The 24,167-nt window shown below is 60.3% G+C and carries 21 protein-coding genes; 10 read left to right on the top strand and 11 right to left on the bottom strand.

Annotated elements, in window-relative coordinates:
* Positions 1–28 precede the first annotated feature (28 nt).
* The 4 genes from SBC1_RS30025 to SBC1_RS30010 form a co-directional block, all read right to left on the bottom strand.
* Positions 29–1,930, bottom strand: coding sequence for a bifunctional sugar phosphate isomerase/epimerase/4-hydroxyphenylpyruvate dioxygenase family protein (locus tag SBC1_RS30025; RefSeq protein WP_165103514.1), 1,902 nt, complete (start codon positions 1,928–1,930; stop codon positions 29–31).
* 87 nt (positions 1,931–2,017) lie between these two features.
* Entirely contained in the window at positions 2,018–2,848 is an 831-nt protein-coding gene (locus SBC1_RS30020; protein WP_165103511.1) for a 3-keto-5-aminohexanoate cleavage protein, read from the bottom strand.
* A 28-nt stretch (positions 2,849–2,876) separates the two neighbouring features.
* Positions 2,877–4,184 carry a shikimate transporter gene (gene shiA / locus SBC1_RS30015; RefSeq protein ID WP_165103508.1) on the bottom strand — a complete coding sequence of 436 codons (1,308 nt, stop codon included), beginning with the start codon at positions 4,182–4,184 and terminating at the stop codon, positions 2,877–2,879.
* 181 nt (positions 4,185–4,365) lie between these two features.
* The gene (locus SBC1_RS30010) at positions 4,366–5,274 is read right to left on the bottom strand and encodes a shikimate dehydrogenase (protein ID WP_165103505.1); all 909 of its coding nucleotides are present in this window, start codon (positions 5,272–5,274) and stop codon (positions 4,366–4,368) included.
* Between the two features lie 175 nt (positions 5,275–5,449).
* Here SBC1_RS30010 and SBC1_RS30005 point away from each other — a divergent pair, with 175 nt between their 5' ends.
* Positions 5,450–6,223 (top strand): IclR family transcriptional regulator C-terminal domain-containing protein, encoded by a 774-nt coding sequence (locus SBC1_RS30005; RefSeq protein ID WP_165103501.1) that lies wholly within the window; start codon positions 5,450–5,452, stop codon positions 6,221–6,223.
* A 60-nt stretch (positions 6,224–6,283) separates the two neighbouring features.
* On the opposite strand, the gene SBC1_RS30000 is transcribed toward SBC1_RS30005, so the two are convergent.
* Together SBC1_RS30000 and SBC1_RS29995 are read right to left on the bottom strand one after the other, a co-directional pair.
* Entirely contained in the window at positions 6,284–7,741 is a 1,458-nt protein-coding gene (locus SBC1_RS30000) for an MFS transporter (protein WP_165103498.1), read from the bottom strand.
* Between the two features lie 31 nt (positions 7,742–7,772).
* Positions 7,773–8,399 (bottom strand): TetR/AcrR family transcriptional regulator, encoded by a 627-nt coding sequence (locus tag SBC1_RS29995; protein WP_165103494.1) that lies wholly within the window; start codon positions 8,397–8,399, stop codon positions 7,773–7,775.
* A gap of 181 nt (positions 8,400–8,580) precedes the next feature.
* Between SBC1_RS29995 and SBC1_RS29990 the strand changes: the two genes are divergently transcribed.
* From SBC1_RS29990 to SBC1_RS29975, 4 genes are all read left to right on the top strand, one after another.
* Positions 8,581–9,495 (top strand): LysR family transcriptional regulator, encoded by a 915-nt coding sequence (locus SBC1_RS29990; RefSeq protein WP_165103490.1) that lies wholly within the window; start codon positions 8,581–8,583, stop codon positions 9,493–9,495.
* A 514-nt stretch (positions 9,496–10,009) separates the two neighbouring features.
* Positions 10,010–11,338: an MFS transporter gene (locus SBC1_RS29985; protein ID WP_165103486.1), complete on the top strand. Its 1,329-nt coding sequence runs from the start codon at positions 10,010–10,012 to the stop codon at positions 11,336–11,338.
* A 20-nt stretch (positions 11,339–11,358) separates the two neighbouring features.
* On the top strand, positions 11,359–12,381 hold the full coding sequence (locus tag SBC1_RS29980; RefSeq protein WP_165103482.1) for an amidohydrolase family protein: 1,023 nt from the start codon (positions 11,359–11,361) through the stop codon (positions 12,379–12,381).
* Positions 12,382–12,392: 11 nt separating this feature from the next.
* A complete protein-coding gene (locus SBC1_RS29975; protein ID WP_241202368.1) occupies positions 12,393–13,064 on the top strand; it encodes an RraA family protein in 672 nt (223 codons plus the stop codon).
* A 12-nt stretch (positions 13,065–13,076) separates the two neighbouring features.
* Here SBC1_RS29975 and SBC1_RS29970 read toward each other — a convergent pair whose 3' ends face one another.
* The gene (locus SBC1_RS29970; RefSeq protein WP_165103474.1) at positions 13,077–14,159 is read right to left on the bottom strand and encodes an alpha/beta fold hydrolase; all 1,083 of its coding nucleotides are present in this window, start codon (positions 14,157–14,159) and stop codon (positions 13,077–13,079) included.
* Between the two features lie 105 nt (positions 14,160–14,264).
* On the bottom strand, positions 14,265–15,242 hold the full coding sequence (locus SBC1_RS29965) for a helix-turn-helix domain-containing protein (protein WP_165103471.1): 978 nt from the start codon (positions 15,240–15,242) through the stop codon (positions 14,265–14,267).
* A gap of 286 nt (positions 15,243–15,528) precedes the next feature.
* On the opposite strand from SBC1_RS29965, the gene SBC1_RS29960 reads away from it, so the two are divergent.
* Both SBC1_RS29960 and SBC1_RS29955 read left to right on the top strand, forming a co-directional pair.
* Positions 15,529–16,314: an SDR family NAD(P)-dependent oxidoreductase gene (locus SBC1_RS29960; RefSeq protein WP_165103468.1), complete on the top strand. Its 786-nt coding sequence runs from the start codon at positions 15,529–15,531 to the stop codon at positions 16,312–16,314.
* A gap of 70 nt (positions 16,315–16,384) precedes the next feature.
* Positions 16,385–17,926: an amino acid permease gene (locus tag SBC1_RS29955; RefSeq protein ID WP_165103465.1), complete on the top strand. Its 1,542-nt coding sequence runs from the start codon at positions 16,385–16,387 to the stop codon at positions 17,924–17,926.
* Positions 17,927–17,978: 52 nt separating this feature from the next.
* On the opposite strand, the gene SBC1_RS29950 is transcribed toward SBC1_RS29955, so the two are convergent.
* The 3 genes from SBC1_RS29950 to SBC1_RS29940 are packed head-to-tail and all read right to left on the bottom strand — an operon-like array spanning position 17,979 to position 21,500.
* The gene (locus SBC1_RS29950; RefSeq protein WP_165103460.1) at positions 17,979–19,103 is read right to left on the bottom strand and encodes an aminotransferase class I/II-fold pyridoxal phosphate-dependent enzyme; all 1,125 of its coding nucleotides are present in this window, start codon (positions 19,101–19,103) and stop codon (positions 17,979–17,981) included.
* Positions 19,100–20,521: an FAD-binding oxidoreductase gene (locus tag SBC1_RS29945; protein WP_241202367.1), complete on the bottom strand. Its 1,422-nt coding sequence runs from the start codon at positions 20,519–20,521 to the stop codon at positions 19,100–19,102. The genes SBC1_RS29950 and SBC1_RS29945 overlap by 4 nt, the downstream gene beginning before the upstream one ends.
* Positions 20,522–20,528: 7 nt before the next feature.
* Complete coding sequence (locus SBC1_RS29940; protein ID WP_165103454.1) at positions 20,529–21,500, bottom strand: isopenicillin N synthase family oxygenase; 972 nt, start codon at positions 21,498–21,500, stop codon at positions 20,529–20,531.
* A 444-nt stretch (positions 21,501–21,944) separates the two neighbouring features.
* Between SBC1_RS29940 and SBC1_RS29935 the strand changes: the two genes are divergently transcribed.
* From SBC1_RS29935 to SBC1_RS29925, 3 genes are read left to right on the top strand one after another with little or no spacing between them, the layout of a single operon-like run.
* Positions 21,945–22,772 carry a transporter substrate-binding domain-containing protein gene (locus SBC1_RS29935; protein ID WP_165103453.1) on the top strand — a complete coding sequence of 276 codons (828 nt, stop codon included), beginning with the start codon at positions 21,945–21,947 and terminating at the stop codon, positions 22,770–22,772.
* 53 nt (positions 22,773–22,825) lie between these two features.
* A complete protein-coding gene (locus tag SBC1_RS29930) occupies positions 22,826–23,476 on the top strand; it encodes an amino acid ABC transporter permease (RefSeq protein ID WP_165103452.1) in 651 nt (216 codons plus the stop codon).
* 12 nt (positions 23,477–23,488) lie between these two features.
* On the top strand, positions 23,489–24,157 hold the full coding sequence (locus SBC1_RS29925; protein ID WP_165103451.1) for an amino acid ABC transporter permease: 669 nt from the start codon (positions 23,489–23,491) through the stop codon (positions 24,155–24,157).
* Positions 24,158–24,167 lie beyond the last annotated feature (10 nt).

The raw sequence follows: 24,167 nt of genomic DNA, 5'->3' as shown, positions 1-24,167 counted from the left end.
CTTCAGGCCACCACCCTTCAGGCCCACGTCACGCCGCCCCGGCCGGCCGCTCCTGATGGCGTCGCTGGGCATGCGCCGCGAGCCGAACCGGCGCGTTCACCGCACCATAACCGTCGTAGCTGCCCCTGCGTTGCACGACCTCCAGGAAAAACCGCTCCGCGAACTGTTCCGTATAGACCTGAAAAAACTCACCGCCCGCGTTGTCGCGGTCGTACAGGATGCCGCCCTCGCGCATTTGTGCGAGCGTGGCCGGATCAAAATCGTAGCGAGCTTCGAGATCATCGTAATAGTTGCGCGGAATGTGCAGGAGCGGCACACCCCGCTCGCGCAGCTCCGCGACGGCCGCGAAAATGTCGTCGGTCGCGAACGCAACGTGATTCAGCCCCGAACCGCGGTAGGTCGACAGCGACTCCACCACCGCCGTATGCCGGTCCGCAGAGGCGTTGAGCACGATCCGCACGGAACCGTCCCGGCTGCGCACCGCGCGGCTTCTGACAAGGCCGTACGGGTCCGGTAAAAGGACGGACGGCTCAGCGTCGAAACCAAACGTCGCCTTGAAAAAAAGCACCCACGTATCCAACGTGTCAGCGGGCAGGTTCAGGCACACATGGTCGATGCAGCGCAGGATATCGTCCCGGTCTGGCTTGCCTGTATCAGTCAGGTTGAAATCGGTTTCGTAGAGCGTGGGCTCGCCCGGCGCCTCATCGACGAAATACTGCAAGCTGTTATCGGGTGCCTGCACGCTCGGCACCACGCGCTCGTTGGGACCGACCTTGCCCGAGAAAGGCGCGTAGCCGAAAGCGGCTGCGCGCTCGAAGGCTTGCGCTGCGTTATCGACTCGATACGCCGACGCGCACACCGACAAGCCATGCGCCTGATGAAACGCGCTCGCGAAGGAATCGGTTTCGCCGTTCAGGAGAATGCACGCGTCGCCCTGCGCGTACAGCGTGACATTCTTCGAACGATGCTGCCCAGCCGCGCGAAAGCCCAGGCGTTCGAGCCATTGGGCAAGCGTCGGACCACCGGCCGGATCAACGGCGAATTCGAGGAACTGAAAACCAGTGTGCGCAGGCGCGGCGGGCGGATCGAACAACGTCTCATGCGACGTGGCCTTCAAGGCGCCCGCACATTGCTCCTCCAGAAACAGCAGCGAGCGATAGCCATCAACCGCCGTCGCCGCGTTCGGCGCCGCACGAAAGCCGTCGTTGAATATCTCCAGTGACAGCGGCCCGGCGTATCCCGACGCCAGTACCTGACGCGTAAAGCCGGCCACGTCGAGATCGCCTTGCCCCGGGAAACAGCGGTAATGGCGGCTCCATTCAAGCACATCCATGGCCATCTTCGGCGCGTCCGCGATCTGTACGAACGTAATCCGGTCCGCTGGAATGCGAGCAATTTCATCGACTGAATCGCCGATTGAAAGCGTATGGAAGCTGTCCAGAATTAACCCGAGATTGGGATGATCGAGCGTGTCGACCAGCCGCCACGCATGTTTGTACGAGTTGACGTGTCGCCCCCAGGCGAGCGCTTCATAACCCGCCATCACGCCTTCCGAACGCGCGAGGTCGGCGAACTGCCCGAGCTGATCAACGAGCAATGCATCGCCACCAATTGAATCCACGGATGCATTGCTGCACACCAGCACGCGATCCGTGCCTAGTTCATGCATCAGTTCGAACTTGCGTCGCGCACGTTCAAGGTTGCGGACCAGTCGTTCCGGCGATACTCCCTCGAAGTCGCGGAAGGGTTGGAACAGCATGATCTGGAGGCCGAGGTCGGCGCAGATACGCCTGACGTCGGCGGGTGAGCCATCGAAGTACAGCAAGTCGTTTTCGAAAATCTCAACGCCGTCAAACCCGGCGCGGCTGATAGCCTTGAGCTTCTCGACCAGCGTTCCGCTGACTGAGACGGTGGCAATTGAACGTAGCATCGTAAGTTCTCTTTCAACAGGCAGGCCACCGCTGTCATGCGGCGGCACCGCCGTATTCCTGTGGCTATATCGGTCGCCTGAGAAGGACTAAAGCGCCGGTAAATGCAGCAGTTCCCGGGCCTGCGCCGCGGTTGCAACCGGACGTCCGTACTCACCGCACAACGCAGCCACGCGGCTCACCAGCTGCGCGTTGCTCGTGGCAAGCGTGTCCTTATCCCAGCGAATGTTGTCTTCAAGACCTGTGCGGCAATGACCGCCCAGCTCCAGCGTCCAGTGGTTCACCTCAAGCTGATGCCGGCCGATGCCTGCCGCCGTCCAGGTCGCATCGGGCAACTCGGCGCGCAGCCGCTCGACTTCGAACTCGAGGATTTCGCGCTTCGCCGGCAACGCGTTCTTTACGCCCATCACGAACTGGACATGAACCGGCGATGCCAGCAGCCCCTGCCCGACCAGCTCAACGGTGCTGTAGAGCATGGCCAGATCGAAAATTTCTATCTCGGGTTTGACGCCGTAATCGAGCATCGACTTCGCGAGCGAGCGCACGAAGTCGGGCGGGTTCTCGTAGACCGTGGTCGGGAAGTTGACCGACCCGGTGGCGAGCGAAGCCATGTCCGGGCGCAGATCGAGCATCGCACCGCGCTGCTCGAAAGAACGTCCGCGTCCACCCGTCGAGAACTGGATGATGATGTCCGGGCAATGTTGCCGGATGCCGTCCTGAAGCGCCTCGAAACGCGAGCGGTCCGAGCTGGAATTCTCCTGTTCGTCGCGCACGTGCAGATGCACCAGCGATGCGCCCGCTTCGTACGCGGCGTGGGTGCTTTCCACCTGCTCGGCAATCGAGATGGGCACCGCCGGATTGTCTTTCTTGCGCGGCACGGAGCCCGTTATTGCAACCGAGATAATGCAGGGATCAGTCATGATTTACCTTCCATTGAATAGTGTGGGGTCAAGTCCGCTTCATGCCGCCGGCAACCACCACGGAAATCAGGCAGCCGATCGCCAGATAAGCTGCTACCGGATGCCACGAACCGCCAGCAAAGCTCACCAGCGCCACAGCGATGAACGGCGTGAAGCCACCGCCGACCACGCTCGCCACCTGATAACCCACGCCTGCGCCGCTGTATCGATACTCGGTGCCGAAGAGTTCAGTGAACATTGGCTGCTGAACGCTCACCACCATGTCGTGCGCGATGTTCGCCAGCATCACCGAGAAGATCACGATCCAGATGGTTGAGCGGGCGTCGAGTGCGAGGAAGAACGGAATGGCGCTGAGCATGCCGACGACTGCGCCGATCATGTAGATGCGGCGGCGGCCAAAACGGTCGGCAAGCATCGCAAAGCATGGAATGGTCACAATGCTGACCGCTCCCACAAGCAGGCCAATGTTCAGGAAAAACTGGCGCGGCATGCCGAGGTTGGACGTTGAATAGCTCAGCGCAAATGCCGTGACGATGTACATCGTGAAGAGTTCGGCGAGGCGCAGCGCGATGATCAGCAAGAATGCTTTCGGATGCTGGCGCAACGCTTCGAAGATCGGCAGGCGCCCGGTTCGCTGCCCCTTCTCGATCACCTTCTTAACGAACTCCTGCGACTCCTCCATGCTCGATCGCACCCACAGCCCGATCAGGACCAGCACCACGCTGAACACGAACGGTATACGCCAGCCCCAGGTCCTGAAGGTCGCGTCGTCCATGGTCTGGCTGAGGATCGAGACAATGCCGGTTGCCAGCACCAGTCCCACGCCGTAACCGACCTGCACGCCGCTGCTGTAGAACGCCTTCTTTTTGCCGGGCGCGCTTTCCACTGCCATCAACGCCGCACCGCCCCATTCGCCGCCAACCGCGAAACCCTGGATGGCACGCAAGGCCACGAGCAGGACCGGTGCCCACCAGCCGATGGACGCGAACGTGGGCAGCAAGCCGATCATCGCGGTTGAGAGACCCATCATCATCACGGTCAGCACCAGCATGCGCTTGCGGCCCAGCCGGTCGCCATAGTGGCCGAACACAAAACCACCCAGCGGGCGAAACAAAAAGCCTACGCCAAAGGTCCCGAACGCTGCGAGCGTGCCCATGGCAGGGCTGACTTTCGGGAAGAACTCGGTGTTGAAAACGATCGCGGCAATGATGCCGTAGAGCAGGAAGTCATACCAGTCCACCACTGCACCGACAAAACTGCCAAGCGCCGCCTTGCGTGCCCGGCTCTTCTCCCGGTCGACTGCTGCCACGTCTGAAGGCTGGATAGCGATAGTCATTAGGTTGTCTCTGATATGTATTGATGTTGGGCTGCAGGACGTGTCCGGCAGGTAAAAGCGCGTGGCGCGCTGCGGTGAATGGAGCATAGGGCGGCGACTTTGCGCAATCAATGCTTGCCACGAAAATGAAAACGATTATCGAACGCTTATGTGCGATTAACGATCGTTTTCGGGGTTAGCACTAAGCCGGAATGTCGGTGGGTTGTGGGCTTACCGATGCATCCAACCGACGACGCAGTACGTCTGGCGTAATCAGGTCCAGCAGATATCCATCGTCCGAGCGCACCGACTTGGCAAGCTCCGGATAACCGAAAAACTCGAGATAAAGCGGCGTTTGCTGGATAAGCATGTCGAAGCCGGGTTCAGCAATCAGCCCCCGTGAGCGGGCTGCGCGCAACAACGGCGTGGGCTGGTTTTTCATCAGGATGTCGCATACGACAGCGTCCTCGCGAATCGCCCCGACATCCACGGGAAGCGGGTCGCTATCCTTCAAACCGAGAGGCGATGCATTGATGACCACGTCATAATCGTGCGGATCATTGGTCGGAACATTGCTAGCCTCGATGTGAAAATCGCGCCTCAACACGGCGGCGAGATGCTGCGCTTTACTGTGGTCGGGGTCAAAGAGCGCGAGTTCGGCTACACCGGCTGCTGCCAGAGCGGTCGCCACCGCCGATGCCGCGCCGCCTGCGCCCAGCATGAGGATCCGGCGGCCCGCGTAAGCCAGGCCTGCGCGATCCATCGAGCGCGTAAAACCCACGCCATCGAACAGGTCCCCTTCGAGTTCGCCATCCGGATTGCGCCTGACCGCATTAACCGCATTCGCGGCCAACGCAGCCCGCGAACAGCGGTCCACCGTCGCCGCCGCGGCCGCCTTGTGCGGGATGGACAGCGACACGCCACCGACTGTCGGCGAAGCGAGAAGGCAACGCAACGTTGCCGCAAGATGGCCCGCCGTGACGCGCAGGGGCACCATCACGGCGTCGACTTCATGCCGCGCAAACACAGCGTTAAAGACCTCCGGCGCACGCACCTGATCCACTGGATCGGCGATGCAATAAAAAATCCGGGTCGTGCCGGTGATTCTCATGATGTCCCCTTCGCTTCATAGCTGCGTTTCATAGCTGCGTTTCATAGCTTTATTCATCAAGCCAATGAAACCAAGGATAAGGATTGCGCTCGCGAACACGAAGCAATGTTTCCGCAATGTGCGCGATAATCGCTCACACATCACCATTGATCGTACGGAATGAGGGTTAATGCTTATGACCAAACGACCGCCGTTGGACAAGCGCGACTGGATCGCGGGACTTGAGAAAGGGTTAGCGGTGCTTGAGGCATTCGACAGTGAGCACGCCCGCATGACCCCCACGCAAGCAGCGGCCCGCACGGGCATGACCCGCACCGCGGCGCGTCGGCATTTGCTGACGCTGGAGAGTCTTGGTTATGTAGAAAGCGACGGAAAATTGTTCGGACTGACACCGCGTGTGCTGCGCGTTGGCTGGTCGTATTTCGATTCCGCACGATTGCCGAAACTGGTGCAGCCATACCTGCAGCAACTGAGTGCGACGCTTAACGAGTCGGTATATATCAGCGTGCTCGATGAATGGGAGCTGGTTTTCATTGCACGCAACGGAACCTCTCGTGTCATGACCACGGGCTTCGTGCTGGGCGCCCGGGTGCCTGCACCGCTGACGTCGCCCGGAGTAGTGCTGCTTGCCTACAAGCCCGACGAGGAAGCCGTTCATGAGTGGCTGAACACGACCGTGCTGACGCCATTTACACCTCATACGCTGACGAACACGGTGCGTCTTGCGGAGAAAATCCGGCAAGCCCGGGCCGATGGTTTTGCGGTCATCGAACAGCAATTGCAAGTGGGCGTGCGGGGCATTGCGGTGCCCATGAAGGACCGGCATGGCGAGGTTGTTGCCGCGCTAAGCACGAACATGCCGATGGGCAAGGAGACTACTGAGGCAGCGATTAACCGGGTAGTACATCACTTGCAGGAGACCGCGTTGGCGATGCTGAATGTGCTTTAGCGCGGTGGCTTTTTGCGCTCCGGCGCACGGCTCGGGGTTCCAGCCAGTGGCCTCGGTTCGTCACTCTGGCGGGGGTTCTGAGTGCGCTCGCGTCGTCGCCAGTACCATCGAAAGCCCGATGCAGCCCACAAACAGCGCCGACACAATCGCAATGCTCACCTGATAAGCGTGCGCATAGTCCGCGGCCGATGTCCCGGTCGACAGCACCGAAAAGAAGGCTCCGCTGATAGCGGTCGCGCCGAACGCCGAGCCGATCTGCAACATGGACGTGACCACACTCGATGCGAGTCCGGCTTGCGCCGGTCCGACCTCCCCTATCACGATCCGCACCACCGAAGGCAGCACAATGCCGTGCCCCATCCCGGCAAACAGCAGCCCGGTATAAAACAGCGGCCCCGGTTCAACCCCTCGAAATAGCGCGCCTCCAGACGTCGCAAACCCAACCGCGAGCAATGCAAAGCCAATGACGAGGATTCGGTTGCCGACTCTCCGCACAAGTAGCGGCGACAACAACGGTCCAAGAATAGAGCCGGCGCCAAACGGGAAAATCGCGATGCCCGCGGCAAGCGGCGAAAAACGCAAACCATTCTGCAGATAGATACCGTAAGTCAGGAAAAAAACGCTGTCGCAATAGAAGAAAAAAGCCAGCACCAACCCGATCGAAAATACAGGATTCCTGAATAGATCGAGGTCGACAAGCGGGTCCCCGCCTTTCAGCTTCAACCGGTATTCCACCAACAGAAACGCGGCAAAAACCGGCACACTCGCCGCCAGCGCAAGGAGCGTCCACGCAGGCCATCCTGCCTCCCGGCCCTGCGTCAATGGATAGATCACCAGTGCCATGAACACCGACAAAAGCACCAGGCCCACCGCATCGATACCGGCCCCTCGTGCCGGACGATTTTCCGGCACGAAGCGCCACGCGCCGATCAGCGCCAGACATCCGACGGGCAAGTTGATCAGGAAGATCGATTGCCAACCGAGCCCGAACGGCCGGAGCGTGATCAACGCCCCGCCGCCTATCTGTCCCACGACCGAGGCAAAGCCATAGATGAATCCGTACAGGCTCATGACTTTCGTCTGCTGCTCCTTCGGGAATACGGTCCGGATAGTGGCAAGGATCTGCGGCACCATGACTGAAGCCGACGCGCCCTGAAGCATTCTTCCGATCACCAGCACGGTGCCATTCGGCGCCACTGCACACAACGCCGACGACACGACAAACCCCGCCATGCCGAGCATGAATATCCGCTTGCGTCCAAACATGTCGCCCAGCCGCCCGCCCGTCACCAGAAAGACAGCGAACGCAGCGGTGTACACGGACACGATCAGTTGCAGCTCCGCCGAACTCGCATGCAGCCCCGAGCGAATGGCCGGCAGCGCAAGATTCACGATGAAGTAATCGAGCGGTGACAGGAATGCGCCCGTGAGCAGCACGAGTAAAGCCAACGCGCCCGACCGGGTCGACGCCGAATGCATGCGTACGGACGGGTCCTGCAAAACTCGGTCTGATTTCATGACTACCCAGTCAATAAATAGAGAAAAAAATTCAGCTCAATGCCCGCATGGCGACATCGACAGCCGCGGTCAGCCGCTCCTCTTCATGCACGACCTTACCGAGAACCCTCAAGCCCTGCGTCATGCATAGCAGAAAATCACCCACTGCTTTTTCATTCAACCCCGGATTGAAGACCCCTTCCGCCTGTCCGCGAATAACCGCTGCGGCGAGCAAGGTTGATATGCGCCGCATGATTGACTCTATCCGCAATGCCACGTCCGGGTCGCTGGGCACCATCTCAAGCGCGGTATTCGTAATGAAACAGCCAGGTATGCCGGTCAGCGCGGAAACCACCCGCGTATGGTGAAGCAACGCTTCACGCAACGCTTCGTGTGGAGGAAGACCCGAATTCAGCCGCTCGGATAACTTCGCTACCGCTCCTTCGGCGTAGTGATCCAGCGCGACGAGCAGCATGCCGCGCTTGTCGCCAAAAGCGCCGTAAAGACTACCGCGCAGCAGACCCGTTGCCTCGGTAAGATCGTCCAGCGAGGTCGAGTGATAGCCACGCTCCCAAAACACGCGAGCTGCCGCCTCGGACACGGAGGCCACGTCGAACTCACGCGGTCTGCCGCGCTGCATGGCCGAAGCCGTCTTTTTCGGACTGGAATAGGAACTCATGGATTGAGTTTATGACTACGCAGTCAATAAATCAAGCATCCATTCTTTGCGCTACTCAATGCGGTTGGCACGAAACCGGATAGAACCACATGGTTTTGATAACCTCTGCCGGTCCTTGGCGCCCGATACTGCTTTCATCGTGCAGGGTGTTCGCTGTTACAGCTCTTTCAACCACACAACAATGAACCTCCGACACCTGCAGGCCTTTGTCGTCCTTGCGGAAGAACTCAACTTCAGCCGCGCGGCGGAGCGGCTGCACGTCGCGCAACCGGCGCTAAGCCAGCAGATCCGCGCACTCGAGGCACGCATGGGCACGCAGTTGGTGGACCGCGGCAGCCGGCCGCTGAGACTCACGGAGGCGGGGAGCTATCTGTGTATCGAGGCGCGCCAGATCCTCGCTTCCTTCGATCAGGCTGCGCTGGGTACCCGCGAGATCGGCCTGGGCATGCGTGGCTGGCTCGGCATCGGCTTTACCCGTTCAGCGATGTACAGCGTATTGCCGCCTGCACTGAAGTCGTTTCATCGGGATTACCCCAAGGTCGAGCTGAAGCTCTTCGAAATGCTCACTGAAGAGCAAGCTGATGCACTACATGAGACGCGCATTCACATCGGCATCGGACGGCAGGTTCCTCCCATAGCGGGATGCACCACGTTGCCGCTGCTGCGCGAACGCCTGATGGCCGTGCTCCCGTTGGACCATCCGCTTGCGGCCGAAAAGAAAGTACGGATCACGCAGCTTGGCAACACGCCCCTGGTGCTCTACCCAAAGCACCCAAATGCGCAGTTCTCGCGTTTCGTTGAATCGCTTTATCGCAATGCTGGGATCACGCCGCACATCGCGCATCAGGCTTACGAGATCCAGACCGCTATTGCGCTGGTTGCGGCGGGACTGGGTGTGACTTTCGTGGGCGAATCAGTCGCGCGGCACGGACGCTCCGACGTGGTGTACCGGCGCCTGAGCGGTCCGCTGGCATCACAGACCACGACGCTTTCGGCAAGCTTTCGCAGCGACGACAACTCGCCTCATCTGCGCGCCTTTCTTACCTGCTTATCGCCCATGGGGAAAGACTTGCCGCAAGATCCGGCAGAACTATAAGAAAATTATTATAAAAGGATAAAAACACGGTCTTGGACGTGCGGCACAGCGGTTCGTACCATGACTCGTCGAATCATGGGTTTGCAGGAACGCGGTCATCCCAAACGCACTTGCGCAGACGCTCGCCATTTTTTATAGCATGCGCCATCGCTATGTAATTCAACCGTAAGTACGTGCACCGCGCCAGATCGTCCGGCGTCGGAATAATGGCTTTCGGATAACACCGTCTATCACCCACTTTCGGTTTGCCGCCGTGAAATCGCTCCCTCGTTTCTTTGCTTGCGGGTTCCTGTCACTTTTTGATCGGCATCATCCCGGTCCGTTAGCGATGCTAAACGACCGTCGAATGATGGTATTGGGTGTATCGGCTGCCGTCTGAGAGTGATTCACGGCTGGTCGAACGCGTAAGCACACACCGCTGCTGATCGGCACCCGGATCATCGTGGAATCATCGTAGCAACAGCACACCACAACGACGCCCGACCCTACGGGCGCTCTACTGCAGGAGACATTGATGACCGATCCGATCGAAAGTGCAACCATGCGGCGAGTCTACGGCCGCCTGATGCCGTTGCTCTTCGCCATGATGTTCTTCAACTATCTTGACCGAATAAACATCGGTTTTGCCGCGCTCGACATGAACAAGCAGCTCGGCTTCAGCCCAGCTGTGTTCGGCTTCGCCGGAAGCATTTTCTTCTTCGGCTACATGCTTCTTGAAGTACCCAGCAACCTGCTGCTCCATCGCGTTGGCGCCCGGCGCTGGATCGCCCGCATCCTGCTGACGTGGGGGGCGGTTGCCGCCGCGACTGCCTTCGTGTCCAGCGAGTACAGCTTCTATGTACTGCGCTTCCTGCTGGGCGTAATGGAGGCCGGGTTTCTTCCCGGCGTGGCCGTATACCTGACAAAGTGGTTCCCGCAGCGTTATCGTGCGCGTGCGGTGGGGGGGTACATCATCGCCGGCTCGTTCTCCGCGGTGCTCGGCGGCCCGATCTCAACGGCGCTCATGACCTATGCTAATGGGCCGCTCGGTCTGCAGGGATGGCAATGGATGTTCATCATGGAAGGTGTCCCGGCCATGCTCCTTGGTCTCCTGACGCTGCGCCTGATGACCGAGCGCCCTGCTGACGCCGCGTGGCTTACCGACGCGCAAAAGCAGTGGCTCGAATCCACGCTGGCGAAAGAACGCGAGGCCCTGGGCGCCGACAAGCATTTTCCGATGCTGCGCGTAGCCAGCGACATCCGCGTATGGAGCCTCGCGTGTTTGTTCGGCTGCGCGCTCGTGGGTGTCTACGGCCTGTTCCTGTGGTTGCCGCAGATCGTCAAGAGCCTGGGCAACCTGAGCAACCTCGAGGTGGGTTTCTTGTCCGCCGCCCCGCCGCTTCTCGGTGTCCTCGGCACGCTGGTAATCAGCCGTAGTTCCGACCGGACCGGCGACCGGAAAAAGCATCTCGCGTTCGTGTACGGAATGAGCGCGCTCGCTATTGCGGGCAGCGCCTATGCGCCGAATCCGGTGATCGCCTATGCGCTCCTGTGCGTGACGGGGCTTTTCATCTATGCCGGCAACCCGCTGTTCTGGAGCCTCGCGTCTTCGTTCAGGACCGGCGCTGCCGGCGCCGCGACCATCGCGCTCATCAACACCGTCGCCCAGTTCGGCGGGCTCGTCGGCCCGTGGAGCATCGGGCTCGTGCGCAGCGCCACGGGCAACTTCAAGCTGGCGCTCCTGACCATAGCGGCCTTCCTGGTGGTGGCAACCATTATCGCGCTGGTCATGCGGGTCACACCTTCGGAAGACGAGATCGACGCACTGCCGGCCGGCGACTCCCGTGCCGGCCACCTTCACTGAACCTTGATCTGGAAACCGCAATGATCATCGACTGTCATGGTCACTACACGACCTCCCCGCGCGAGCATGAAGCCTGGCGCGCCGCCCAGATAGCGGCGCTAAAAGACGGTACATCCCCCCCGCCGCGTCCCGTCATTACGGACGAGCAGATTCGCGACAGCATCGAATCAGGGCAGTTGCGCATTCAACGGGAACGCGGCACGGATCTCACGATCTTTTCACCACGGGCTGCCGGCATGGGTCATCACCTGGCCGGCGCCGATGCCAACGCGCACTGGTCGCAGGAAAGCAATGACCTGGTTCATCGCGTTTGCCAGATGTTTCCGCGCAACTTCGTGGGTGTCTGCCAGTTGCCGCAAGCGCCTGGGGTATCGCCCGAGAATTGCATTCCCGAATTGCGCCGCTGTGTCGAGCAGCTTGGCTTCATAGGCTGCAATCTCAACCCGGACCCATCGGGTGGTTACTGGACCGGGCCGCCGCTGACGGATCGCTCGTGGTATCCGCTCTACGAAACCATGGTCGAGCTGAACGTGCCGGCCATGATCCACGTGTCATCGTCGTGCAACCCCAACTTCCATGCGACCGGCGCGCATTACATCAACGGCGACACCTCGGCGTTCATGCAATTGCTCACCGCTGACCTGTTCGCCGATTTCCCCGACTTGCGTTTCATCATTCCCCACGGCGGGGGCGCCGTGCCTTATCACTGGGGGCGTTATCGCGGGCTCGCTCAGGACATGAAGCGGCCTTTGCTCAAGGACTATCTGCTCAAGAACGTGTTCTTCGATACCTGCGTGTACCACCAGCCCGGCACTGACCTGCTGGCGAAAGTAATCCCCGTCGAGAACATCCTGTTTGCATCGGAGACCATAGGCGCGGTCCAGGGCATCGACCCCGAGACCGGTCACTACTACGACGATACCCGTCGTTATATTGACGCGATTCCCTGGCTCACGCCGGCCGATCGCCAGCGCATCTATGAAGACAACGCGCATGCGGTGTATGGACGTTTATCAAAGCAACTTAATAATCAGCTTTCCTAAAGGAGATGATCGTGACGAATCCACCCGGATGGCGCCGTTATGCGTCGGCCACGCAAGCCAGCCCCGACACACTGGAGACACTGCGCGGCCTCGCTGTCTCGCTGCTCAGCGACAACATGGCGCGTGTCAGCGGGACGGTCGGACTCGTGCCGTATCACCGCCCCAGACGCATGGCCGGAACAGCCGTGACCGTGCGCACCCGCCCCGGCGACAACCTCGCCATTCATCGCGCATTCGATTTTTGCAGGCCCGGCGACGTGCTGGTGATAGACGGAGGCGGTGACGTTACGCAGGCGCTGATGGGCGAAATCATGGCGACCTACGCCGAAAGCCTCGGCGTGCAGGGTCTGGTAATCGACGGCGCAATCCGTGACGTGGGCGCCATTCGCGAACACGACTTCCCGGTCTATGCACGTGGCGCCACGCATCGCGGCCCTTATAAGAACGGTCCGGGCGAGGTCAATGTGACGGTCACCGTCGGCGGCATGGTAGTGCAGCCCGGCGACATCGTAGTAGGCGATGAAGATGGCGTCCTCGCAATAGCGCCCGCAGACGTGGCGGCGGTCATCGAAGGGGCGAAGCGGCAAGCGGACAAGGAAGCGGCTGCGTTACGTTCCATTGCCGAGGGGCGCTTTGATCGCGAATGGATCGGTCCGCAGGAAACGAAGATGATGGGAGGCTAGAGTCGATTGGCTTCATTGCGACTGCGGCGGCAAGGTCTGGAGAAACTCCGCGAGATAGTTTTTCCAGACATCGGGATGCGCAATGGTCTCGTTCCCGTAAGAGTGTTCGCTCTCCGGCATCTCGACAAAGCGCCCATGCGGTACACGCGGCACAAGACGCTGCATGATGCCGAGATCGGTCGGGTTCAGCAGGTCGTCGGAGAAATTGAGGGCGAACAGCGGTGCCTTGATTGCCCCAAGCGCCGCTTCCGGGTTGTAGTCCCACGACGATTCGAACCAGTACATCACGTCGTTGGCGTCGTATTGGCGACCGCTGTAGACGGCGGCGTCATAGGACCATCGTGAAGTACCGGGCGTAGGCGATAACGCCTGCATGCGCGCGGGGTTCTTTGTGATCAGCGTAAAAACCGGCATGGCGCGTAACCATTGAATTGGCTGGCGCAAATAGTTGCCGTCGTTCCAGTCCGGGTCCCGCCGGATAGAGTCGATAATCATTTGCCGCCAGAAACCGTTGCGTCCGGTGAGCGCGACCGGCTGGCTCGCGATCGGCATGAGACCATCCATCATGTCCGGATAGCGTTCGCCCCATAGCCACGTCTGCATGCCGCCCATCGACGTACCGAGCACCAGGCGCAAATGGTCGATGCCCAGTCCTTTCGTGACGAGCAGGTACTGCGCCTGAACGATGTCGTTGTATCCGTACTCGGGGAACTTCGCCCGCAGACCGTCGCTGGGTTTGCTTGATCCGCCGCGTCCAAGCCCATCCGGAATGATGATGAAATAACGACTGGCATCGAGCGGCTGGCCGGGACCAAACAGTTCCTGGTGCATGGCCGCCGTGAGGAACGCGCGGCCGGTGTCGGTCGTACCGTGCAGCAGCAAGACAACGTTGGTGAAGTGTCCGTTGCCATCGCAGCGGGGTACGCCGAGCGTGACGTAGTGGAGCTTGACCTGGGGCAGCGAAGAGCCGTCTTCGAAGTGGAAGCCGGTGGCAACGAAGTCGCCGGATTGCTCGTATAACGGCGGCTGTTGCGCGCCGGCATGAGGAGCGAAACACGCCAGTGAGAGGGAGAGCGCGAGCAGGAGGGAGCGCATGGTCTCCTCGCTTGGTTGAGGTTTGACCTTTTAGTTTAGGCCGATCCTCGGCGGCTTATGCGTATTTCGCTGCCCGGACGCCAACCCGGACACGCGCTAAACCACTCAGGCGCGCCCCACCCCGTTACGCAGTCGCCGCAATGTCTCCGACGGTAATTCACCAAACTGCTCGCGATAGTCGTTGGAGAAATGGCCGAAGTGCCAGAAACCCCAACGGGTCGCCGCGTCGGTGACCGAACCGGCATGCAGCAGGTCCTTACGAACGCGATCGAGCCGGACAGCACGCAGGTACGACGCCGGATTGGTACCGAGAATTTCATCGAATGCATACTGAACCGTGCGCCGGCTGACACCCAGCCGCAAGCATAGGTCTGCAACTGACAGCGGGCAATCCGCCGACGCTTCCACCAACTCACGCACGGCGCCCACCAATTTCCAGTTGCGTGACGGTCCGGTACGCGTGTCGGCGTCGCCGACATCGAGCAGCAAGTCAGATAGCCCCACGATCACCGACCGTTCAAAGCTTGCGCACACGCTCGCGTCGGCGAGTGTCGAGGGTGTGGACGTGACCGTGTCCAGCAACCGCGCCAGCATGCTCCTGAACGCCTGCAACCGGGCAGGGTCGGCATTGAGCACCCCGGGCTGATTGCCGAGCGCCTGCTGGACGTTATCCATCGCCAGGCGAAGCAGCGGGTCGGACAGTTCCAGCGGTGCTATCTCCAGATTCACGACCACATGTTTGTCGGGCGATAAAAACTCGAACCCTCCGGGCCCGGAGAAGACATGCAGCCCGTCAAGATGACTCACCTGTCCGCATAACAACGCGTGGCCTTCGAGCTGGAACGGAATGCCGACGGCGATCCGTGATCCATCGACGCAACCGCGCTGGTACACCGTCCGGTTCATGCGCTCGACCAGGATGCGCACCGCGCCCGCGCGCACGGAACTGACCGAGCCGTCGAAAGCGCCCCGCGAGATCTGGCAGTAGGTCTGGTTCCAGCTTTCGAGCAGCCGGGCCTGCTCGTCAATGCTCCGGCAGCAATGGATATCGACGGCCGGACGCACCGGTTGGACCGTTTGCATAAAAACTCCTTGGCGGACGGTACGCGTCAAAAAAGTGTAAACGACCAAAAAGCGACCAAAAATCCCTGCCGCTCATTCTGCCCCTTCCGGCCCTCGCCGAGCGCCACGGTAAGCGCCGCGCGTGGCCGCGCCCATCGCTGAAAACCCTGCCCGATGGACCTTTGACCTCTTCATGACGTCATTTGCAATTTTTTTGGGGCCTATCCCGTTGCATTGCCAATTTCGGATAGTGCGTAAATTGTGTCGCGCCTAGCCTAAATAAAGGATAAACAACGAGAGGTCAGGAATGGGCAAATCCGAGTCTGTTGGCGGAAAACTCGCGGGCAAGATTGCGATCGTGTCGGGCGGGGCCACCGGCTGCGGTGGCGCCGCCTCCGTGCTGTTCGCGAGGGAGGGCGCGCAGGTCGCGGTCGTCGATATCAACGCGGATGCCGGCACGCAGGTCGTGGCGCAAATTCGCGAGAACGGCGGCGTGGCGCAGTTCTTCAAGGCGGATGTCGCGAAGACCGATCAGGTAGAAGCCGCCGTGGCACGGATCGCCGAGCGCTTCGGCACGATCGACGTGCTGTTCAATCACGCGGGCAGCATCGTCGTCAAACCGTTCCTCGATACCACCGACGAAGACTACCAGTGGCTCATGGATGTGAACGTCAAGAGCATGTTCACGATGACCCGCGCCGTGCTGCCGCATATGCTTGGGGCCGGCGGCGGATCGATTGTCTGCACGGCGTCGATCTCGTCGACGGCGGCCACGCCGCTCGAGGTGCTGTATTGCACGACCAAGGGCGCTTGCGCGATGTTCGCGCGGGCGATTGCCGTGGAGTATCGCGAACGTGGAATTCGCTGCAATGCGGTGTGCCCGGGGTTCATCGATACCCCGCACGGGCAGCGTGAAATCGCCGCGCTGGCGCAATACGGTTTCGACGCGAGCGAGGCGGCGCTCTCGCTTCAGCAGGGCCGTCTTTGTGCGCCCGAGGAAGTAGCCAAGGCGGCGCTTTTCCTCGCCAGCGACGACGCCAGTTTCATCAACGGCGCGCATCTCTATGTAGATAACTGCTTTACCGCTGCGTGATTACCGCCGCGTGAGTTCGTGGCTCCGACCAACGCCTACCCAGCAGCTTCAGCCATAAGGATCGACCATCATGGACATCAATACGGCAGTTCCGCCGCCAGAGAGCGCGGATAGCGACGTTTCATTGCTGCACAAAATGGGGTATGCGCAAGAGCTCTCCCGCCGCATGGGTGCGTTCTCCAACTTCGCCGTATCGTTCTCGCTCATCTGCATCCTGTCCGGCGGAATCACCTCGTTCCAGCTCGGACTCAGCGCGGCCGGCGGTGCATCGATCGGACTGGGCTGGCCGCTCGGCTCCGTCTTCGCGCTGGTGGTCGCGGCCGCGATGGCGCAGATCGCCTCGTCTTATCCGACGGCCGGTGGCCTGTATCACTGGAGCTCGATCCTGGGCGGCAAGACCTGGGGCTGGCTCACCGCGTGGTTCAATCTGCTGGGACTCGTGTTCGTGGTTGCCGCCATCAACTTCGGTACATGGGACCCGTTCTTTCGCACCCTCATCGCACCGTTGTTCGGCGTCAAGCCCGAGTCGCTCGGCTGGTGGGATCAGACCATATTTCTGACGTTGATCACCGCGTCACAGGCTTTCCTGAATCACCGTGGTATCCGCATAGCAAGCAAGATCACCGATGTGTCGGGCTATCTGATCTTTGTCGTGACGGTGATCCTGGTTGCTTCGCTAGTGATCTATTCCCCAGTCAAGGTGGATTTTTCGCGGCTCGTCACCTTCAAGAATTTCACCGGCGTGGACGGCGGACAATGGCCCGCGCAAACCATGGCGATGGCGTTCCTCTCGGGGCTGCTGCTGACCGCCTATACGATCACCGGTTTCGATGCTTCCGCGCACACGTCCGAGGAAACGCACGATGCAGCGCGCAACGTGCCGCGTGGGATCGTCAAGTCCGTGCTGTGGTCGACCTTGTTCGGGTATGTGCTGGTCTGCTCGTTCGTGCTCGTAATGCCGGACATTGGCGCGGCGATCAAGCAGGGCACCGGATTCTTTGAAGCAATCCTCGCGCCGATTCCAGGACCGCTGCGGATTGTGATCGAGTTGCTGCTGTTTTTTATCAACTACGTGTGCGGACTCGCCGCGGTGACATCGACATCGCGAATGATGTTTGCGTTCGCACGTGACGGTGGCCTGCCTGGGTCGAAGTTCCTGCGCAAGGTCAATGCGCACCGGACGCCGGGCATTGCGATCTGGGTATCGGCGGTGCTGGCCATTGTCATCACGTTATATGGCGATGCCTTCTCGGTGTTGAGCGCAGGCAGCGCGGTGTTTCTGTTCATCTCGTACGCCATGCCGGTAGCCGCCGGAATCTTCGCCGAAGGCAAGACGTGGACCGAGAAAGGACCCTTCCAGTTGGGAATGTGGTCGAAGCCTTTTGCTGTCGCGGCGGTTATCGGTGCGTTGATTCTGGCTTACGTCGGCATCCAGCCGCCGAATGAAAAAGTGATTTATGTGATTGTCGGTTTGCTCGCGGTGCTGATGCTGATCTGGTACGGCGCAGGCGTGCGCAAGAGTTTTGCCGGGCCGCCAGTAGGCAATCTGTCAAAGGAACGGCGGGAGAAAATTGTCGGGCTAGAAGCGCGGTTGGAGGAGAACGTGGAGTAGGTTGTCGCTTGGCGCCGGTGAACGGAGTGAGGTTCTACCGGTGCCAAGCGAATCACTTGCTCCGCCGCCGCTCGAACGAGTCGATAAACAAAGCGTTATCCGTGGTGCTGCCAACGCTCACTCGCATGCAGGTTTCATAACCTGGCTCGCGCCACGGCTTCACAATCACCCCATCCTCCAGCATCTTCCCAGCGAGTTTGGCCGCGTCCTCTCCGCAATCAAAGAACAGGAAATTCGCGCGCGAACGCGCCGGATTCACACCCAGCCCGATCAACGCAGCGCTCATCCATTCACGACCGGAGCGAGCATCCGCAACACTAGCCGCAACATGCGCCTGATCGCCAAACGCCACCGTCGCAGCCTGCTGCGCGATCTGGTTGATATTGAATGGCGTACGCACGCGGTTCATCAGCCCGGCGAGTTCCGGCGCCGACGCCACGCCGTATCCCACCCGCAACGCCGCCAATCCATAAGCCTTCGAAAAAGTGCGCAGCAAGAGCCACGGCAAACCTGATTCACACAGCACAGCAAGACTGTCCGGGTAACCGTCTTCATTGGACGCGTATTCGAAATAGGCCTCGTCCCACAGCACCAGCGTCTCCGGCGACACCGCGCTCAATAGCCGACGCATTTCAGCGGCGTCCATCGCGCATCCAACCGGATTACTAGGATTACTAATAATCAACATACGCGTACGCGGCGAAATGGCGGCAATCAGCGCATCGACATCGAATTCGAAGTCCGCACGCATCGGCACGGTGAACACCTTCGCGCCAACACTCTGGGGATAGATGATGTGCAAGCCGAACGACGGGATCACGGTAATCACTTCGTCACCGGGCGCAAGGAACGTGTGGGCTGCAATGGCAAGCAAGTCCTCGGATCCATTACCGAACAGCAATTGCTCCTGATCAACTGCGAGCCGTTCAGTAATCAGCGCGCGCAACGCGCTGCATGAAGGATCGGGATAAAGCGCGAGCGTGCCGGCCGTGGTGGACTGGGCAAGATGCGCAAGCACGGCCGCGCTTGCGCCACGTGGATTTTCATTGCTGCCGAGCTTCGCGACATGCGAGACGCCATAACGTGCCCGCACAAATTCCCCCGATAACCCCGCGTTGTATGCAGGCAGGCCGCGCACTTCTGCACGGAGGCTTTCTATAAAAGCAGTCACGCTCATTGAGTTCCTTGTTGGTTTCGAGCGTCTTGATCGCCCGCGGCAGGCAGCACCTTGCCGGGATTGAGAATGCCGTGCGGATCGAGGGCGTGCTTGATCGCCTGCATGCAAGCAAGCTCGGCGGGACTGCGCGAGTAGCCCAGGAATGGCCGCTTGAGCACACCAATGCCGTGTTCCGCCGATATAGACCCGCTATAGTCGCGAACCATGCCATATAGCGCATGGTCGACCTCTTCTACCGTCACGCCGGGAATCGAACGTGCATCAAGCGTGACATGCAGGTTCGAGTCACCGATATGGCCGAAGTACAAGCCGTAGTGCGTCGGCCAGCGTGCAGCGAAGTCCTTGCGGCAGGCATCGACGAAATGACCGATCTCGCCAATGGGCAAGCTCACATCGAAATTGATCGGCTCGATCTTCACCGGCAACTCAGCCGTCGCCTCGCGAATCGCCCACAACGCCTGAGTCTCCGCTTGCGACTGTGCGACAACCGCATCAATCACGACGCCCGCTTCAAGCTGTGCGTTAAGCGCCGCGGCAAAACGTTCGCCGTGATCGTCGGAGAAGCCAGCCTGTTCGATCAATGCATAGAGTGGATACGGCTGGCCAAGCGGCGATTGCCGCGAGCTTGTCAGCGCGACACCAAAGTCGTAGAACTCCGGCCACATGATTTCGAACGCGCCGATTTCATCGCCGAAAGTCGCTTGCAACGAGCGCAGCAACGCGACCGCACCGTCGTAATCATTCAGCGCACACAACGCTGTATTGCGCGCGGCGCGGCGTGGTTTCAAACGCAATACCGCGCGCGTGATCACCCCGAGCGTTCCCTCCGAACCGATGAACAGGTTGCGCAGGTCGTACCCCGTATTGTTCTTGACCATCTTGTTCATCGAACTGAGCACGCTGCCGTCGGCGAGCACGGCTTCGAGTCCGAGCACCTGGTCGCGGGCCGTGCCGGACTGCAGTACGCGCACGCCGCCCGCGTTCGTAGCAAGGTTGCCGCCGATCTGACACGAGCCCCGCGCACCAAGATCCAGCGCAAATTCAAAACCCGCTTCCTGCGCGGCGTCCTGCACGGTTTGCAATGTCGTGCCGGCCAGCACCGTCATGGTCGCGGCCGCACGATCAACCTCTTCGATGCCCACCAGCCGTTCGAGCGACAGGCAGATATCGGCGCCGGAAGGAATGGCACCGCCCGCGAGTCCAGTCATGCCACCCTGCGGGACAACGCTCTGACGTGCCTCGTTGCACAAGCGCAGAACGGTTGCGACTTCGTCGGTTGAACGCGGCAGGACGACCGCTAACGGTGGCACCGGCGAGCGGCCACTCCAGTCGCCGAGATAACGCGGTTCGATGGCATCACCGAACCGCACGGACCCTGCGCCAAGCGCATCAATCAACGTTTGTACTATTACTTTCATTGTTTGCTCAGCCATTCGCGCGCTTCTTTCTATAACCCATGGAATCGTTGATCCTCCCCAGGATGTAGTCGCCCGCAGCCACCGGTTCATACAATGGCTGCACGCCCTCAAGACCCAGATCGCGCGGGTCCACGCTTGCGCCATAAGTCGGATCGTAGAAGGTCGCGATCGAATACCGTTCTTGGCCGGAGCGATTGATCACGCGATGCAGCGTCGAACGAAAACGATCATTCGACCAGCGTGCCAGCAGGTCACCCACGTTCACCACCAGCGTTCCCGGAATGGGCGGCGCGTCAATCCAGCTATCGGTTGCAAGCTCCTTCACCTGCAAACCGCCCACGTTATCCTGCCATAGCAACGTGATGCACCCGTAGTCCGTATGCGGCGCCACACCGAACTGATCTGCGTCCGACTTGGGCGCTTGCGGCGGGTAATAGACCATCTGTGTGCGCTGCATGCGCTTCGTGTATTTGCTGACGAAAAACATTTCGTCGATATCCAGGCTCACCGCCACCGCGCGCAACAAATCCGCGCCGCATGCGCCGATCGCTTCGTAATACGTATAAAGTGCCGGTTGCAGCGACGGCATGAAGTCGGGCCAATTGTTCGGGCCGCGCAGTGCTTCGCCAGCAAGCACGCTCGGATCGTCTTCCGGCAACTCCAGGCCGATGCTGAAAAATTCCTTGTAGTCGGGCTTGGTGGCCTGATACATGACGGCATCGCCTAGCGCATTAAAGCCGCGATGCCGATGATTCACCGCAACACGCCGCTTCACCTCTACCGGATAAGCGAAGAATTCGCGCGCCGCTTTCACCGCGCCTTCGAGCACATCGGTCGGCACACCATGATTGCTGATGTAGAAGAACCCTATGCTCGTGCAGGCGTCGCGGATCGCGGCGGCAGCTTCGCGCAAGCCGGCGGGATCCAACACACGAACGGCCGCCAGATCGACGACGGGGATGTGAGAAGTCGAGGTCATCCAGGTTGCTCCGAAGTTTCATCGCCGTCTATACCGTGCGGCCCGAACGAGCCTCTGCACGTTTCCGACGGGCATCATGCCGGACCGGCACTAGACGCCCGGTCGACCCAAAAATGGTTTCACTGCGCGCCACCATGCAATGCCTGCATGGGACTCGTCATGACTGACGTTCCGTTGCCTCGACCCAGCCGCAAGCATCTGCGGATAAGCCATGAACACCTGCGGGAATCCAGATCAAGTGTCTGTATATACCGCCAATTAGCCGAGCGCAACCCTGCGTTTTCGCGAAGTCCGTCAGCCTTTAAATCTCGTGGTGCGAAGTATTTTTGACACGCTTGGCAACGTAAATTGACGGTATATACTGAATCGCACCATACGCAGGTCGGCGCACCGGTTCGCACCTTTGCCCAAGCCGGGTGCACTTTTAACCAGGGGAGTTCAACAATGAATTTTTTCTCGAAGTGGAAGGGTCGTCTGCTCGTGGCCGCGCTGGTCGCGACAGCGGTTTCGGCCCACGCGGAAGACCAGTTGGCGAAGGTCAAGAAGGCTGGCGAACTGGTGGTCGGAACCGAGATGCAGTTCGCACCGTTCGACTTCCTGGAAAACGGTCAGCAACAAGGCTTTAATAAAGACTTTTTCGCCGAGCTGTCGAAAGATCTGGGTGTGAAGGTGCGCTCCATTGACCTGCCTTGGCCGAGCGTGCTGCCGGGCCTGGAAGCCGGCAAGTTCGATATTGTCAGCGGTCCAGTGACCATCACCAAGGCTCGCATGGAACGCTATGAGTTCACCCTTCCTATTGCCGACGGCACGGTTGCGTTGCTCAAACGTGCCAACGACACCAGCATCAAGACGAACGCCGACGTCGCCGGCAAAGCAGTTGGCGGCGGCAAGGGTTCGGCGCAGCTCGATCAGTTGAAGCAGTACGTTGCCACGCTGCCGGGCAAGACGAGCGTGCGTGAATACATTGACAACAACCAGGCCTATGCGGACCTTGCCGCCGGGCGGATTGTTGCTGTGGGCAACTCGCTGCCGAACATCGCGTATGTAGCACGCCAGCGTCCAGATACCTTCGCGGTCGTTCAACCGCCGTTCGGCACGAAGGTGTACTTCGGTTATCTCGGCCGCAAGGACGCGGACAGCAAGCCGCTTATTGACGCGATCGATCAGGCAATCGTCAAGATGCACAACGATGGCCGTCTCGCGGCGCTGCAGAAAAAGTGGTTCGGCGTAACCATGGACACGCCCACCACCATGCCGTCGCCCAACTATTGAACCATTGATGCCCCGCAAGGCGCTTTAGCGCCTTGCTCCTTGCCGGACAGCCCATGTTCAGCCTTCACGCGTTGCTCGATGCCCTTCCCTATCTGATCAAGGCCGCGCAAGCCACGGTCCTGATTTCGCTCGTGGGCCTGGTGGTCGGCTTCATTGTTGCGATCGCCGTCTGCAGCGCCCGGCTCTCGAAGAACCCCTTCGTTTCGAAGCTGGGCGGCGCATATGTCGGCTTCTTTCGCGGTGTGCCGTTGCTTGTGCAGCTTCTGCTGACCTACTATTTCCTGCCCTTCATCGGCATCAACGTGCCGCCGCTCGTGGCCGCCGCTGCCGCTGTTTCGCTGTGTGAAGCCGCCTATCTCGCCGAGATCCTGCGGGGCGGATTTATTGGCATTCCGCATGGACAGCTCGAAGCGGCACAGTTGCTTGGTCTATCGCGGCTGCATGCCGTGTTGCGCATCCAGGTGCCTCAGGCGCTGCGCACAACAATGCCCTCGCTAGTCAATGAGATGGTGATGCTGGTGAAAGCGTCGTCGCTGATCTCAGTGGTTGGTGTTGCCGATATCACACGCACGGCGCAGAACATTGCCGCCAGCACGTATCGGCCGTTGGAGGCGTATGTTGCCGCCGGGCTGGTGTACCTGGTCATCAACGGGGCGTTGTCGCTGGCCGGGCATCGCGCAGAACGCCGCATGGAACGGGCATAAGCAGGCAACCTCATGGCCATTCAATTCGACCCCACGGTTCTTACCGACTCCCTGCCCGCCCTCGCCGAAGGGTTTGCGACGACCATTGGTGTGTGGATGGGCGGCGTGTTGATCGGCATGGCGATCGGTTTCGCCATCGCCCTGCTGCAAATTTTCTGCGGCAAATGGGTACGCGGATTCTTGCGCGCTTACATAGAGGTGTTCCGGGGAACGCCGTTTCTCGTGCAGCTTTTCGTGCTGTATTACGGTGGCCCTTCGCTTGGGCTTTCGCTTGAACCGCTGACGGCCGGCATTGTCGGACTGGGGCTTTATGGCAGCGCGTATTTTGCCGAGGCATTCCGCTCTGGTTTTACATCAGTGCCACGCGGCCACATAGAAGCCGCGGAATGCCTTGGCTTCACGCGGCTGCAAGTCATCATGCGAGTACAGTTGCCGCAGATGCTCGTCATCATCGTGCCGGCGCTGACCAACCTGATCATTGTGCTGAGCAAGGAAACCGCGGTGCTGTCGGTCGTCACCGTGCCGGAGCTGACGTTCGTGCTGACCGGTATCGGCTCGGAGCGGTTTGCGTTCGTCGAAACCTTGCTCGCGCTGTGCGTGTGTTATCTCGTGCTCGTGGAAGTGGCGTCGCGAGCCGGACAGTGGGTCGAGATCCGCGTAGGCCGCTTCCTCACGCGGTGAACGCGCGTTG

The organism is Caballeronia sp. SBC1 (assembly GCF_011493005.1).
Lineage (GTDB): Bacteria > Pseudomonadota > Gammaproteobacteria > Burkholderiales > Burkholderiaceae > Caballeronia.
Note: the sequence above shows the minus strand (reverse complement) of the source record. Positions and strands in the feature narration are given on the sequence as shown.